Raw genomic sequence first — 13,727 nt, 5'->3', positions numbered from 1 at the left:
CCGGCCTACAGCCAGCCCTTGTCGCGCGCGGCGGCCACCGCCTCCGCGCGGTTGCGCACCGCCAGCTTCTGGATCGCCACCGACAGATAGTTGCGGACGGTGCCCTGCGACAGGTGCAGCGCCGCCGCGAGCTCCGCGTTCGTACGGCCGTCCGCCGCCGCGCGCAGCACCTCGCGCTCGCGGTCGGTGAGCGGGTTCGCGCCCTCCGCGAGGGCCGCCGCCGCGAGCGTCGGATCGATGACCCGCTCCCCCGCGAGGACCCGGCGCACGGCCTCGGCGAGCTGCGCGGCGGGCGCGTCCTTGACCAGGAACGCGGCGGCGCCCGCCTCCATCGCGCTGCGCAGGTAGCCGGGCCTGCCGAAGGTCGTGAGCACGACCACCTTCACCTCGGGAAGCGCCTCGCGCAGTTGTGCGGCGGCCTCGATGCCCGTGCAGCCGGGCATCTCGATGTCGAGGAGCGCCACGTCCACCGCGTGCGCGCGGGCCGCGGCCAGGACCTCGTCGCCGCGCGCGACCTGCGCGACGACCTCGATGTCCGGTTCGAGGCCGAGCAGCGCGGCGAGCGCCTCGCGCACCATGGACTGGTCCTCCGCGAGGAGCACCTTGATCTGGGTGGTCATGCGGCGGATCCTACGGAGGCCGGGACCCGGGCCACCAGGCGGAAGCCGCCGCCCCGCGCCGCGCCCGTGTCGAGGGTGCCGCCGGCCGCGGCGAGCCGTTCGGCGAGTCCGGTGAGGCCGTTGCCCGGCGCGGCGCCCGACGGCCCGCCCCCGTCGTCCTCCACGGTGAGTTCGACGACGGGCCCGTCGAGGGTGTCGCGACGGACGACACCGACGACGCAGCGCCGCGCCCCGCTGTGCCGTACGACGTTCGTGACGGCCTCGCGCAGCGTCCAGGCGAGCGCGGACTCCTGGGCCTCGGGCAGCGCGGGAACCTCTTCGGGGACCTGCGCCGCGATGTCGGCGGCCTCCAGGGCGACGCGGGCGCCCGCGAGTTCGGCGGCGAGGCGGGGGCGGCGGTAGCCGGTGACGGCCTCGCGGACGTCGACGAGGGCCTGGCGGCTGACCTTCTCGATGTCGGCGACCTGGTCGGCCGCCTTGTCGGGGTGGTCGGGCAGCATCCGGCCCGCGAGTTCGCTCTTGAGCGTGATGAGGGACAGCGAGTGGCCGAGGAGGTCGTGCAGGTCGCGGGCGAGCCGCAGCCGCTCCTCGTTGGCGGCGAGCTGGGCGACCTGGGCGCGGGCCCTGCGCAGCTCCCGCGTCGTGCGCACCAGGCGGCGCACGCCGGTCATGGAGAAGCCGCCGAGCAGCGCGGGGACGACGAGGCCTATGTCGGGTCCGGCACCGAGGTGCGCGGCGAGCGCCACCATCGCCCCGGTCACGACGAGGATCGCGATCTGCGCCTGCCGCATGGGCAGTACGGCCCCGCAGCCCACGGCGACGTACACGAAGAGCACCAGCCAGGGTTCGCCGAGCGCCAGGCAGAGCACGCAGGCGATCACGGGCAGGACGCCGAGCACCATGAGCACGACGGCGCGGGCGAGCGGGCGGCTCGTGTGCCGGAACACCAGCACGAGGTACGTGAGGGTGAACGCCGCGAGGCCCGCCCAGCCGAACACGGTGCCCGCCGTGTCGTGGTGGCCCGCGAGCAGGTCGCCGACCGGGTCGCCGAGGAAGACCAGCCACATGCCGATCCACAGCAGCTTCACGAACAACTCGCGGCGGTTCTCCGGCGCGCGGCCGGGCGCCGCCCACTCCCCTGGCTCGTTCACGCGCTCGTTCACGCCTTCAACGTGTCCTTCCGGTACAGCCAGGCCGCGCCGCCCGCGAAGAGCAGGAAGTACGCGACGAGCAGCCCGACGTCCCTCGCGTCGGGGGCGCCGCCCAGCTCGATGGCCTGGCCGAGGGCAGCGTACGCGTGGGTGGGCAGCCATTCGGCGATGTCCTGGAGCCACCGCGGGAAGCTGGTCGTCGGCATCCACAGGCCGCCCAGGATCGAGAGCCCGAAGTACGTGATCATCGTGATCGGCCGGACGGCGTCGCCGGACGCGAGGTAGCCGATGGCGACGCCGAGCGCGGCGAAGCAGAGGCTGCCCGCCCAGATCGCGCCGGTGAGCGCGAGCCACTGCCAGGCGTCGAACCGTACGTCCTTGAAGGCCGCGGCCACGACGAAGACGATCACGATGGAAGGCAGCGAGACGACGGCGGCGCTCGCGGTCTTCGCGAGGACGTAGCCGCGCCCCGGCAGCGTCGTCAGGCGCAGCTGGCGCACCCAGCCGTTCTCCCGCTCCTTCGCGATGCGCTCGCTGTTGCCCATGAGCACGGCGGTGAGCGCGCCGAAGGAGGCCATGGAGACCATCATGAACGCGGCGAGGTTCAGGCCGCCCGCGCCGCTGACGAGGTCCGTGGTCGCGGACTGCCCGGCGATCAGCAGGAACAGGACCGACGGGTAGATCACGGAGAAGAACAGGAACTTCTTGTTGCGCAGGGCGCGGGTGAGTTCGAGCTTGATCAGGCTGTTCATCGGGCCTTGGCCTCCTCGGCTTCGGTGATCGCCACGAAGGCCTGCTCCAGGCCGAGTCCGGCGACTTCGAGGTTGCGGGGGTAGACGCCGAGCCCGTAGAGCGCGTGCACGGTCGCGTCGGCGTCGGTGGACTGGATGCGCACGGTCTGTCCGCTGACGGTCAGGCCCGTGAGGAACGGCAGGTCCTTGAGCGCCCGTTCGTCGATCGCGCCGTCCAGGTCGAAGGCGACGCGGCGGGCGCCGGCCCTGGCCTTGATCTCGGCGGCGGTGCCGTCGGCGAGGAGGCGGCCGCGGTGCAGCACGAGGACGCGGTCGGCGATCGCGTCGGCCTCCTCCAGGTAGTGCGTGGCGAACAGCACCGTGCGGCCCTGGTCCGCCTGCTCGCGCATGGTCGCCCAGAACGCCTGACGGGTGCTCACGTCCATGCCGGTCGTCGGCTCGTCGAGGACGATGAGGTCGCTGTCGCCCGCCGTGGCGAGCGCGAAGCGGACGCGCTGCTCCTGGCCGCCCGAGAGCTTGTTCACCCTGCGGTCGGCGATCTGTGTGAGGCCCGCGCGGGCCAGCACCTCGTCGGCCGGGTACGGCTTCGGGTGCAGGGCGCAGCCGAGCCGCACGAGCTCGCCGACGGTGACCTCGTCCATCAGGCCGCCGCTCTGGAGCATGGCGCCGACCCGGCCCGCCGTGATCGCCTCGCGGGGGCTCGTGCCGAAGACGCGGATCTCGCCGCCGTCCGCGGGGCGCAGGCCGAGGAGCAGGTCGAGGGTGGTGGACTTGCCCGCGCCGTTCGGCCCGAGCAGGGCGACCGTCTCGCCCGCGTGCAGTTCCAGGCTCAGGCCGTCGACCGCGCGGACCGTGCCGTACGTCTTCGTCACCTCGCCGAAGGTGACCGCTGCGTGTGTCGTCATGCCGTACAGCGTCGCCGGGCGGCGGGGGTGCGGGGCAGTGCCGACAGGCGTGAGTCCCGCATGACGGATGTCATGCGGGACTCGTGACGCGGGTGTCCTGGGAGGTCCTGGCCTACGAGGTCTGGATCTCCGCGGTGCGCTCCGCCGGGGTCTTGCCGAGCAGCGCCTTGCCGATGGCGGCGGCCACGTCCGTCGGCTGGACCGGCGTCTTCTTGCCGGTGCCGCGGGTGACGGTGACGCCGTCGAAGGTCGTGCCGTACAGCTTCTTGAGGACCGGGAGGTTGTACGTCTCGACCAGCTTCCCGTTGACCGCCTTCACGCCGAGGATCTTCGGCAGCGACTTGTCGGGGCCGAACTGGATCGACGCGTTGCCCGCCTTGACCGTGACGAGGCCGGACATCGCGGGCTCGGCGAACTGCTGCATCTTCCGGTCGACCTCGGCGTCCGAGATCGTCGGCTTGTGCGTGGACGTGGCCAGCGGGACCGTGCCGGACGCGCCGGTCTCGATCTGCGCGTGGTAGGCGTCCTTGACCGCGGCGGCGGACTGCGCGACGTCGAGGCCCTTGCCGGTCTTGCCGTAGACGGGGACGGCCTTGCCCGGCTCGAACTTGATCGTGCCGTCGCCGGACGCGGCGGCGCCGCCCGCGGCCCGCTCCAGGGCGGCGGCGAGCTTCTCCTCGTCGACGGGCATGACGGGGGCCACGACCCGCTCGTTGCCGAACAGCGAGCCGATCACCGACACCGGGTTGTAGTCGCTGCCCGCTGCGGCGGCCACCGTGGAGGCGGTGTCGAAGGAGAGGCCGGCCTGCTCCGGCGCGAGCCGCACCGTCTTGCCGTTGACCTCGAGCTTCAGCGGCTGCTCTGTGCGCTTGCCGAGGGCGTTCTCCAGCTTGCTGGTGGCCTCGTCGCGGGTGCCGCCGCCGATGTCGACGCCCGCGACGGTGGTGCCCTTCGGGACGTCGGAGTGGTTCATCAACAGGCCCGCGCCGTACGCGACTCCGGCCAGGACGACGACGCCCGCGCCGACGAGGACCAGCTTGTTGCGGCCCTTCTTCTTGGCGGGGGCCGGCTCGGCGGGCACCGGGTCGGGCAGCTTCGGCGGGGTGTGCACGGCCGCCGGGGAGTCGGGGCCCTGCTGGAACGGGTCGCCGCTGGGGCCCGGCCGCTTGGGGCCGCCGCCGGAGCCGCCGACGACCGGCATGCCGCTGGTGAGCGTGTCGCCCGAGACGTTGTCCCGGTTGCCGGGGGGCTCGGGGGCGGGCTTCTGCGGGGTGAGGATCGCGGTGTCGTCGCTCATCCGCGGGGGCGTGCCGCCGGGTCCCGACCGGCCCGCGCCGGGGACCTGCGGGTTCGGGGCGGACGGCGGGGTCATCGGGCCGTCGCCCGCGGCCGGGCCCGCGGTGGGGCCGACCGGGCCGTTGGGCCCTTCGCCGGGGCGGGGCGCGCCGGAGTCCTGGTTGGCGGCGAAGAACGGCAGGTCGTCGCGGGGGCCGCCGCCGCTGCCGAGGGGGCCCGCGGCGATGGCGCCTGACACGTCGAATCCGCCGGAGGAGCCGCCCGTGGGCCCGCCGGTCGGGCCGGCCGGGCCACCGGCCGAAGGGCCGCCCAGCGGGCCGCCCGAAGTGCCGGACGGGGCGCCCGCGTTGGGGCCGGACGGCGGCGTGGGCCCACCGGCGGCGGGACCGCCGGGGCCACCGGGACCGCTCGCGCCACCGGGCCCGCCGGACCCGGCCGTCGGCACCGCGCCGGTCGCCGGGCCGCCCGCGCCGCCGCCCCGCGGCTTGCGCGGAGCGAACCAGTCGCTCGTCTTCTCCTCGCGCTGCGGCGCGGCCGGAGCGGGAGCCGCGGGCGCGGACGCCTCGGGGGCCGCGGGCCCGGAGCCCGTACCGCCCCCGGAGCCGAAGCCGGAGGGCGCCGAGGGGCGAGCGCCGCCCCGCGTCGCGTCCGGTCCGGGCGCCGGGGCCGCGGGCGTCGCGTCGGCGCCCTGGTCGGCGGCGGCCTCCGCCTTGCCGTCGACATCGCTCATGGGCGTCCGCATGACGACGGGCGGGATCGGCCGGGAGCCGGGGATGTTGATCCGGATCCGGGTCGTCAGCGTCGTCTCGGTCTTGGGCCCCTCCGGGGCGCTCTGCTCGCCCGGCGGCGTCGGTCCGGCGTCGCCCTGCGCGGGCGATCCGTACGGAGGCGTCCCCGACGGGTACGCGGCAGCGCCGCGCCCCTGGGGCCCGGAGGACGAACTGTCAGTTTCACGACTCAAGGCAGGTTCTCCCGGTTGGCTCCGCCGCCCGTCTCGACCTCGCGCGGGCTGCTCGGCGGCGCGCACCACCATACTGTCCGCCGCCGGAAGTCATGGTGTGACGAATGACGAATCCGGAACGGCACGCGCCGCACGGCGCCCCAAGGTGCTCCGTCACTTCCCAAGTCGGGCGCCGGACACGGGTGGTTGCCCCGGCAGCCAGAAGGTGGCACACATCACAGCGACAGCCATCCCTCCGAGGAGGAAGAGGTAGGAGCCCGCTCCCGCGCCGAACAGAAAGTCGCCCTCGGGGCGGCTCGCGGTGAGCAGGATCACCGCGAGGACCCAGCCGGCCGCGGGCGCGACCGCCCCCGCGCGTCCGCCCGCGACGCGCGCCCCGCCGTGGAAGAGACCGGCCGCCCCGACGAGCGCGAGCAGCAATCCGCCCGGGAACCAGCCGCCTTGGACGAGCGCCCCCGCGACGGCGACGACCGCGCCCAGCACGAACAGGCCGAGCAGGGCGAGGGTGCGCCCGGCCGTGAATCCGCCGAAGGCGAACGGGAGGTCGACGTCCCGCGTCGCCGCCGCTCCCCCGCCGGCCGTCCTGCCGGAGGAGGCCGCGGCCCGTCCGTTCTCGCCGCCGCTCATCACGCGCCCACTCCCTCAGTGCTGCCGAGACCCTCGAACAGGTCCTTCTCGTACGGCGATCCGGGCTCGCCCCGCACCAACTCGTAGTACTCGATGTCGAACAGCGGCTGCGCCAGCTTGTTCGAGAGCGCGAAGATTCCGCTGTCGTCCGGGACCGCGACCTGCGTGGCGTGCGCGCGCATCGCGGCCGCCTTCCGCTCCGCGTACGGCCTGCCGTCGATCTCGGCGGTGATCCGCTCGTCGTCGACGACGCCCGGCACGTCGTCCACCACGGCGGCGACGTCGAACGGGGTGCTGTCGAGCACGCTCGCGAGCCGCTCGAAGCGCTCCTCGACGACGGACCTCGGCACCCTGTTCCAGTACACCTTGGCGATCGTGTGCGGCTCGCCGAGGTCGCGCCGGAAGGCGGGCTCCGCGGCGAGGTCGGCGGCGCGCATGGCGACGCGGTGGGCCTGGATGTGGTCCGGGTGCCCGTATCCGCCGTCCGGGTCGTACGTGACGAGGACCTGGGGCCGGGTCTCGCGGATCACGGCGACGAGGTGCGCCGCGGCCTCGTCGAGGTCGGCGGACCAGAAGGCGCCCTCCCGCTCGTTCTGCGGGGCGCCCATCATGCCCGAGTCGCGGAAGCGTCCGGGGCCGCCGAGGAAGCGGTGGTCGGTGACGCCCAGTTCCTTCATGGCGGCGGCCAACTCGCCGATCCGGTGCGGGCCGAGCAGGTCCTCCCGGTCCGGCGCGAGATGCGCCAGTTCGTCCGGAATGACCTCGCCCTCCTCGCCGAGCGTGCAGGTCACCAGCGTGACCAGGGCACCCTCCGCGGCGTACTTGGCCATGGTGGCGCCGTTGTTGATCGACTCGTCGTCGGGGTGCGCGTGCACGAGGAGCAGACGCCGACCTGGCATTTCCGTCATGCCCACAGCCTAGAACCCCGCACCGACAGGGCTAGAACTTGATGCCGCCGACCATGTCCGCCACGTTCGTCGTCAGCTCCTTGATGGTCGGGGCGACCGAAGAACTCGCCAGATAGAAGCCGAGAAGCACGCACACGATCGCATGTCCGGCTTTCAGTCCCGACTTCTTGATCAGGATGAAGACGATGATCGCGAACAGCACCACGGCCGAGATCGAGAGTGCCACAGCGGTCCTCCTCCAAAGTGATCCGGTCGCCGACGGACTCGTACCCACACAGCGCTAACGATCATAACTATCCGTGCCCGCGCACAAGTCGCCACCGGGGAGCACCCGGTGCGACCGGGAGCGCACGGGGGCGCGTGGCCGTCTTCTCTCCTAGGCTGCGTGGATGACCATCGAGACCTTCCCCCGCCAGCACGCACGGACGCAGCGCTTCACGCTGGGGGCGCCCCGCGCCTTCACGGTGGCGCCGGACGGCGAGCGCGTCGTCTTCCTGCGGTCCTCCTCGGGCACCGATCGAGCGAACGCGCTGTGGGTGCTTGACGTGGCGAGCGGTCAGGAACGGGTGGCCGCCGACCCGGTGGCGCTGCTCGGCGGGGCGGCGGAGAACCTCTCGGCCGAGGAGCGGGCCCGCCGCGAGCGCAGCCGTGAGGGCGGCGCGGGCATCGTGGGCTACGCGACGGACGCCGCCGCCGAGCTGGCCGCCTTCGCCCTGTCGGGGCGGCTCTTCGCAGCCGAGCTGCGCGCGGGCACGGCGCGGGAACTTCCGGTGCCGGGCCCGGTGTTGGACCCGCGCCCGTCGCCCGACGGCCGGCACATCGCGTACGTCTCCCGGGGCGCGCTGCGGGTCGTCGGCGCGGAGGGGGACGACGACAGGGCGCTCGCGGAGCCGGAGTCGGAGACGGTGACGTACGGGCTCGCGGAGTTCGTCGCGGCGGAGGAGATGTCCCGGTACCGCGGCCACTGGTGGTCGCCGGATTCGGACCGGCTGCTCGTGGCCCGCGCCGACGACGCGGACGTGAAGCGCTGGTGGATCGCCGATCCCGCGCGGCCCGACAAGGAGCCCGCCCGCGTCGCCTACCCCCGCGCGGGCACGCCCAACGCCGAGGTGCGGCTCTTCGCGTACGGCCTCGACGGCTCCCGCACCGAGATCACCTGGGACCGGAAGGCGTACCCGTACCTGGCGCGTGTGCACTGGTCGGCGGACGGCGCGCCGCTGCTGCTCGTGCAGGCCCGCGACCAGCGCAGCGCGCTCTACCTGGCGGTCGACACGGCCGACGGCTCGACGCGGATGGTGCACGCCGACGAGGACGACGAGTGGCTCGAGCTGCTGCCGGGCGTGCCGTGCTGGTCGCCGAGCGGGCAGCTGGTGCGGATCGCCGACGAGGGCGGCGCCCGGGTCCTCGCGGTGGGCGAACGCCCGCTGACCGGACCCCAGTTGCACGTGCGGGCGGTCCTGGACGTGGGGGCCGGCGACGTCCTCGTGTCCGCGTCCGCGGGGGCCGACGCGGAGGCCCCGGAGACCGGCGAGGTGCACGTGTACCGGGTCAACGAGCTCGGGGTGCGGCGTGTCTCCACGGAGCCCGGCGTGCACTCCGCGGTCCGCTCCGGGGACGTCACCGTGCTGGTCTCCGCGACACCCGGCCACCCCGGCGCACGGGTGCGCGTGGAGCGCGAGGGGAACGCCCCCGAGAAGGCCGTGCAGATCGCCTCGCACGCGGAAAGCCCGTCGTTCTCGCCCCGCCTGACGCTCACGGAGGCCGCCGGCATCCCGTGCGCCGTCCTGCTGCCCTCCTCGTACGAGGAGGGGGACGGGCCGCTGCCGGTGCTCATGGACCCGTACGGCGGCCCGCACGGGCAGCGCGTCGTGGCGTCCCACAACCCGCATCTGACCTCGCAGTGGTTCGCCGACCAGGGCTTCGCGGTGATCGTCGCGGACGGCCGCGGCACGCCCGGCGTCTCGCCAGGGCGCGAGAAGTCGATCCGCGGCGACTTCACGCTCACCCTCGACGACCAGGTCACAGCGCTGCACGCGCTCGCGGACCGGTTCCCGCTCGATCTGTCCAAGGTCGCGATGCGCGGCTGGAGCTACGGCGGCTACCTCTCGGCGCTCGCCGTGCTGCGCCGCCCCGACGTCTTCCACGCGGGCATCGCGGGCGCCCCCGTCACCGACTGGCGGCTGTACGACACGCACTACACGGAGCGGTACCTGGGCGATCCGGCCGTGACCCCGGAGACGTACGCGAAGAGCTCCCTGGTGACCGACGACGGTCTGGCGGGGGCCGCCGAGCAGCGCAGGCCGATGCTGATCGTGCACGGCCTCGCGGACGACAACGTGGTGGTGGCGCACGCCCTGCGGCTGTCGTCGGCGCTGCTCGCTGACGGCCGGCCGCACGAGGTGCTTCCGCTGTCCGGCGTGACCCACATGACGCCGCAGGAGCAGGTCGCCGAGAATCTGCTGCTGCTTCAGGTCGACTTCCTGAAGCGCTCGCTGGGTCTGTAGCCCGCACCCGCCGCTACTCCGTCGGCACGACGTGCTTCTCCTCCGCGAAGTGGCAGGCCGACGGGTGGCTGGCGGGGGTGTCGCCGCCCTTGAAGACCTCCGGCACGGCGAGCAGCGGCACCTCGTCCGCGCACTTCTGCCGGGCCTTCCAGCAACGGGTGCGGAAGCGGCAGCCGGAGGGCGGATCGGCGGGCGAGGGCACGTCGCCGGAGAGGATGATCCGCTCCCGGCCCTCGCGCGCCTCCGGGTCGGGCACCGGCACCGCGGAGAGCAGCGCCTGCGTGTAGGGGTGGGTCGGGTGGTCGTAGATCTCGGCGTCCGAGCCGATCTCGACGATCCTGCCGAGGTACATCACGCCGACCCGGTCGGAGATGTGCCGCACGATCGACAGGTCGTGGGCGATGAAGACGTACGAGAGGTCGAACTCCTTCTGGAGCCGGTCCAGGAGGTTGACCACCTGGGCCTGCACCGACACGTCGAGCGCGGAGACCGGCTCGTCGGCGACGATGATCTCGGGGCGCAGCGCGAGGCCGCGGGCGATGCCGATGCGCTGGCGCTGGCCGCCGGAGAACTGGTGCGGATAGCGGTTGATGTACTCCGGGTTGAGCCCGACGACGTCGAGGAGCTCCTGCACCTTCCGCCTGCGGTCGCCCTTCGGCGCGGCCTCGGGGTGGATCTCGTACGGCTCCCCGATGATGTCGCCGACCGTCATGCGCGGGTTGAGCGAGGTGTACGGGTCCTGGAACACCATCTGGATGTTGCGGCGGACGGCCTTGAGGGCGCGTCCGGACAGCTTGGTGATGTCCTCGCCCTTGTACTTGATGACGCCCGCGGTCGGCCGCTCCAGGTTCACCAGCATCTTCGCGACGGTCGACTTGCCGCAGCCGGACTCGCCCACGATGCCGAGCGTCTCGCCCTGGCCGAGGTCGAAGTCCACGCCGTCGACGGCCTTGACGGAGCCGACCTGCTTCTTGAAGAGGATGCCCTGGGTGAGCGGGTAGTGCTTGGTGAGGCCGCGCACCTGGAGGAGCGGTTCGTGGCCCGAGGGCGAGCCGTTCTCCGCGTACTCGTTCTCCGCCCGCGCTTTGTGGAGGAGGTGCGTGGCGATCCTGCCCTCGCGCTTCAGGTCGTCCTTGCTCACGTGCTTACCGTGTTGCGGCATCGAGCGTCTCCTTCCAGAAGTGGCAGGCGCTGCGACGGTCCTCGGAGACGCGGGCGAGCGGCGGGACGTCGGTGCGGCACACGTCCTGGGCCATCGGGCAGCGCGGGTTGAAGGCGCAGCCGGGCGGGATGTTCATGAGGTTCGGCGGGAGCCCCTTGATGGCGAACAGCTCCTGCCCCTTCTGGTCGAGGCGCGGGATCGATTCGAGGAGGCCCTTGGTGTACGGGTGGGCGGGCGCCTTGTAGATCTCGTGCACCGGCGCCTGCTCGACGATCCGGCCCGCGTACATCACGGCGATCCGGTCGGCGACGTCGGCGACCACCCCGAGGTCGTGGGTGATGAGGATGAGCCCCATGTTGAGCTCGCGCTGAAGCTCGGCGAGCAGGTCCATGACCTGGGCCTGCACCGTCACGTCGAGCGCGGTCGTCGGCTCGTCCGCGATGATCAGCGAGGGTTCGAGGGCGAGCGCCATCGCGATCATGATGCGCTGGCGCATACCGCCGGAGAATTGGTGCGGGTACTGGCCGACCCGCTCCTTCGCCGCCGGGATGCGCACCCGGTCCATCAGCTCGACGGCCTTGGCCCGCGCGTCCTTCTTGGACATCCCCTTGTGGACGACGAACATCTCGCCGAGCTGCTCCCCCACCGTGAGCACGGGGTTCAGCGAGGAGAGCGCGTCCTGGAAGATCATCGCCATCTCGGCGCCGCGGATCCTCCGCCGCTCCTCCTCCTTGAGCTTCAGCAGGTCCTGTCCCTTGAAGAGGATCTCGCCCGCGGAGATCCGGCCGGGCGGCATGTCGAGGATGCCCATCACGGCCTGCGCGGTGACGGACTTGCCGGAGCCGGACTCGCCGAGCACGGCGAGCGTCTCGCCCTCGTCGACGGTGTAGTCGACGCCGTTCACCGCCTTGGCGACGCCGTCGCGGGTCCGGAACTCGACGTGCAGGTCACGTACTTCCAACAGGGCCATGCGGCTACCTCAGCTTGGGGTCGAGGGCGTCGCGCACCGCGTCGCCGAGCATGATGAACGCGAGGACCGTGAGGGCCAGGGCGCCCGCCGGATACAGCAGCATGTGCGGGGCGTTGCGGATGTACGGGGCGGCGTTGGAGATGTCGATGCCCCAGGAGACCGCGGGTGGCTTGAGGCCGACGCCGAGGAACGAGAGCGTGGCCTCCAGGGCGATGTACGTGCCGAGCGCGATGGTCGCGACGACGATCACCGGGGCGATGGCGTTCGGCAGGATGTGCCGCAACAGGATGCGCGAGTTGGAGGCGCCGAGGGTGCGCGCCGCGTGCACGTAGTCGTTCTCCTTGACCGTGATGACGGAGCCGCGGGCGATGCGGGAGATCTGCGGCCAGCCGAGCAGCACGATGAACCCGACCACCGGCCACACCGTAGTCGACGTCACCACGGACAGCAGGACCAGGCCTCCGAGGACGACGGGGATGCCGAAGAAGATGTCGGCGACCCGGGACAGCAGGGCGTCGGCCCAGCGCCCGAAGAAGCCGGCGAGCGCGCCGAGTACGCCGCCGAGGAGCGCCACCCCGGCCGTGGCGCACACGCCGACGGTGATCGAGGCGCGGGCCCCGTACACCGTGCGCGTGTAGACGTCGCAGCCCTGCGCGTCGTAGCCGAAGGGGTGGCCTGAGGTGGAGGTCTCCTGGCCGTGCGCGAGGTCGCAGTCGTTGGGGTCGCCGCTCGCGAGGAGCTGCGGCCAGATCGCGACGATCACCAGGAACAGGATGATCAGCGCCGAGACGATGAAGACCGGGTTGCGGCGCAGCGAGCGCCAGGCGTCCGACCACAGCGAGCGCGCGGGGCCCTCGGCGCCGCCGCCCTCGGGCGTGCCCGGCGTCAGCTGGGCCTCGACGGTGACCGGGGTGACGGGCTCAGGCATAGCGGATCCTCGGGTCAAGGACGGCGTAGAGCAGGTCGACGACGAGATTGGCGAGCAGGAAGACGATCACCAGGACGGTCACGAAGCCGACGACGGTCGGCGAGGACTGGTGCAGGATGCCCTGGTAGAGCTGGTAGCCGACGCCGCGGATGTTGAAGATCCGCTCGGTCACGATGGCCCCGCCCATCAGGGCGCCGATGTCGGTGCCGATGAACGTGACGACGGGGATCAGCGAGTTGCGCAGCAGGTGCCGCCAGATGATGCGGCGCCGCGGCAGGCCCTTGGCGACGGCGGTGCGGACGTAGTCGGAGCGGGCGTTCTCGGCGACGGACGTGCGGGTCAGGCGGGTCACGTACGCGAGGGAGACGGACGCGAGGACGAGGCCCGGAAGGATCAGCTCGACGAGCGGTGCCTCGTACGCCACCGAAGGCTTGACGATGCCCCACTCCATGCCGAACAGGAGCTGGGCGACCAGGCCGGTCACGAACGTCGGTACGGAGATCACGACCAGGGTCAGCACGAGGACGCCGGTGTCGATCGGCCTGCCGCGGCGCAGTCCCGTGATGACGCCGAGGCCGATGCCGATGACGATCTCGAAGACGATCGCCACGAACGTCAGCTTGATGGTGACGGGGTAGGCGCGCAGCAGCAGGTCGGCCACGGAGTCGCCGTTGAAGGCGGTGCCGAAGTCGCCCTGGAAAATGTTGCCCAGGTAGATCAGGTACTGCTGCACCAGCGGCTTGTCGAGGTGGAACTGCTCGCGCAGCGCCGCCTGGGTGGCCGGGTCGCAGGCCTTGTCGCCGCACAGGGCGGCGGTCGGGTCGCCCATGACGTTGACCATGAGGAAGATCAGCAGCGTGGTGCCGATGAACACCGGGATCATCTGCAGCAGCCGTCGGATCACATAGCGCCCCACGGCACCTCCCTCACGTCACCCGAGCGG

13 protein-coding genes are annotated in these 13,727 nt (G+C 72.6%); 1 reads left to right on the top strand and 12 read right to left on the bottom strand.

What is annotated here, in order from left to right:
* Positions 1–5: 5 nt before the first annotated feature.
* From ACTWJ8_RS24970 to ACTWJ8_RS24935, 8 genes are all read right to left on the bottom strand, one after another.
* Positions 6–620, bottom strand: coding sequence for a response regulator transcription factor (locus tag ACTWJ8_RS24970; protein WP_356374209.1), 615 nt, complete (start codon positions 618–620; stop codon positions 6–8).
* The gene (locus tag ACTWJ8_RS24965) at positions 617–1,687 is read right to left on the bottom strand and encodes a sensor histidine kinase (protein WP_443264986.1); all 1,071 of its coding nucleotides are present in this window, start codon (positions 1,685–1,687) and stop codon (positions 617–619) included. The genes ACTWJ8_RS24970 and ACTWJ8_RS24965 overlap by 4 nt, the downstream gene beginning before the upstream one ends.
* A gap of 92 nt (positions 1,688–1,779) precedes the next feature.
* Positions 1,780–2,523, bottom strand: coding sequence for an ABC transporter permease (locus ACTWJ8_RS24960; RefSeq protein WP_443260327.1), 744 nt, complete (start codon positions 2,521–2,523; stop codon positions 1,780–1,782).
* A complete protein-coding gene (locus ACTWJ8_RS24955; RefSeq protein ID WP_443260326.1) occupies positions 2,520–3,428 on the bottom strand; it encodes an ABC transporter ATP-binding protein in 909 nt (302 codons plus the stop codon). The genes ACTWJ8_RS24960 and ACTWJ8_RS24955 overlap by 4 nt, the downstream gene beginning before the upstream one ends.
* A gap of 112 nt (positions 3,429–3,540) precedes the next feature.
* Entirely contained in the window at positions 3,541–5,685 is a 2,145-nt protein-coding gene (locus ACTWJ8_RS24950) for a hypothetical protein (protein WP_443260325.1), read from the bottom strand.
* Between the two features lie 153 nt (positions 5,686–5,838).
* Positions 5,839–6,312, bottom strand: a complete 474-nt coding sequence (locus ACTWJ8_RS24945) for a DUF6113 family protein (RefSeq protein ID WP_443260324.1) — start codon at positions 6,310–6,312, stop codon at positions 5,839–5,841.
* On the bottom strand, positions 6,312–7,220 hold the full coding sequence (gene mshB, locus ACTWJ8_RS24940) for an N-acetyl-1-D-myo-inositol-2-amino-2-deoxy-alpha-D-glucopyranoside deacetylase (RefSeq protein WP_443260323.1): 909 nt from the start codon (positions 7,218–7,220) through the stop codon (positions 6,312–6,314). Before mshB ends, ACTWJ8_RS24945 begins: the two co-directional genes overlap by 1 nt.
* A 31-nt stretch (positions 7,221–7,251) precedes the next feature.
* A complete protein-coding gene (locus ACTWJ8_RS24935; protein WP_356374219.1) occupies positions 7,252–7,446 on the bottom strand; it encodes a hypothetical protein in 195 nt (64 codons plus the stop codon).
* A gap of 163 nt (positions 7,447–7,609) precedes the next feature.
* On the opposite strand from ACTWJ8_RS24935, the gene ACTWJ8_RS24930 reads away from it, so the two are divergent.
* A complete protein-coding gene (locus ACTWJ8_RS24930) occupies positions 7,610–9,724 on the top strand; it encodes a S9 family peptidase (RefSeq protein ID WP_356374221.1) in 2,115 nt (704 codons plus the stop codon).
* A gap of 13 nt (positions 9,725–9,737) precedes the next feature.
* Here the strand turns inward: ACTWJ8_RS24930 and ACTWJ8_RS24925 are convergent, their stop codons facing one another.
* From ACTWJ8_RS24925 to ACTWJ8_RS24910, 4 genes are read right to left on the bottom strand one after another with little or no spacing between them, the layout of a single operon-like run.
* Entirely contained in the window at positions 9,738–10,886 is a 1,149-nt protein-coding gene (locus ACTWJ8_RS24925; protein ID WP_443260322.1) for an ABC transporter ATP-binding protein, read from the bottom strand.
* On the bottom strand, positions 10,870–11,856 hold the full coding sequence (locus tag ACTWJ8_RS24920) for an ABC transporter ATP-binding protein (RefSeq protein ID WP_356374224.1): 987 nt from the start codon (positions 11,854–11,856) through the stop codon (positions 10,870–10,872). Before ACTWJ8_RS24920 ends, ACTWJ8_RS24925 begins: the two co-directional genes overlap by 17 nt.
* A gap of 4 nt (positions 11,857–11,860) precedes the next feature.
* Positions 11,861–12,784: an ABC transporter permease gene (locus ACTWJ8_RS24915; protein ID WP_356374226.1), complete on the bottom strand. Its 924-nt coding sequence runs from the start codon at positions 12,782–12,784 to the stop codon at positions 11,861–11,863.
* On the bottom strand, positions 12,777–13,700 hold the full coding sequence (locus tag ACTWJ8_RS24910) for an ABC transporter permease (RefSeq protein WP_356374227.1): 924 nt from the start codon (positions 13,698–13,700) through the stop codon (positions 12,777–12,779). Before ACTWJ8_RS24910 ends, ACTWJ8_RS24915 begins: the two co-directional genes overlap by 8 nt.
* Between the last annotated feature and the right edge of the window lie 27 nt (positions 13,701–13,727).

It is taken from the genome of Streptomyces sp. SDT5-1 (genome assembly GCF_052245995.1).
Classification (GTDB): Bacteria; Actinomycetota; Actinomycetes; order Streptomycetales; family Streptomycetaceae; genus Streptomyces.
This window is presented reverse-complemented; position numbering and strand designations above follow the sequence as displayed.

Bases quoted from the DNA above. Each gene is read 5' to 3' on its own strand.
- ACTWJ8_RS24925 (WP_443260322.1), bottom strand. From the start codon at position 10,886: ATGCCGCAACACGGTAAGCACGTGAGCAAGGACGACCTGAAGCGCGAG.
- ACTWJ8_RS24955 (WP_443260326.1), bottom strand. From the start codon at position 3,428: ATGACGACACACGCAGCGGTCACCTTCGGCGAGGTGACGAAGACGTAC.
- mshB (WP_443260323.1), bottom strand. From the start codon at position 7,220: ATGACGGAAATGCCAGGTCGGCGTCTGCTCCTCGTGCACGCGCACCCC.
- ACTWJ8_RS24945 (WP_443260324.1), bottom strand. From the start codon at position 6,312: ATGAGCGGCGGCGAGAACGGACGGGCCGCGGCCTCCTCCGGCAGGACG.
- ACTWJ8_RS24930 (WP_356374221.1), top strand. From the start codon at position 7,610: ATGACCATCGAGACCTTCCCCCGCCAGCACGCACGGACGCAGCGCTTC.
- ACTWJ8_RS24970 (WP_356374209.1), bottom strand. From the start codon at position 620: ATGACCACCCAGATCAAGGTGCTCCTCGCGGAGGACCAGTCCATGGTG.
- ACTWJ8_RS24960 (WP_443260327.1), bottom strand. From the start codon at position 2,523: ATGAACAGCCTGATCAAGCTCGAACTCACCCGCGCCCTGCGCAACAAG.
- ACTWJ8_RS24920 (WP_356374224.1), bottom strand. From the start codon at position 11,856: ATGGCCCTGTTGGAAGTACGTGACCTGCACGTCGAGTTCCGGACCCGC.
- ACTWJ8_RS24965 (WP_443264986.1), bottom strand. From the start codon at position 1,687: ATGTGGCTGGTCTTCCTCGGCGACCCGGTCGGCGACCTGCTCGCGGGC.
- ACTWJ8_RS24915 (WP_356374226.1), bottom strand. From the start codon at position 12,784: ATGCCTGAGCCCGTCACCCCGGTCACCGTCGAGGCCCAGCTGACGCCG.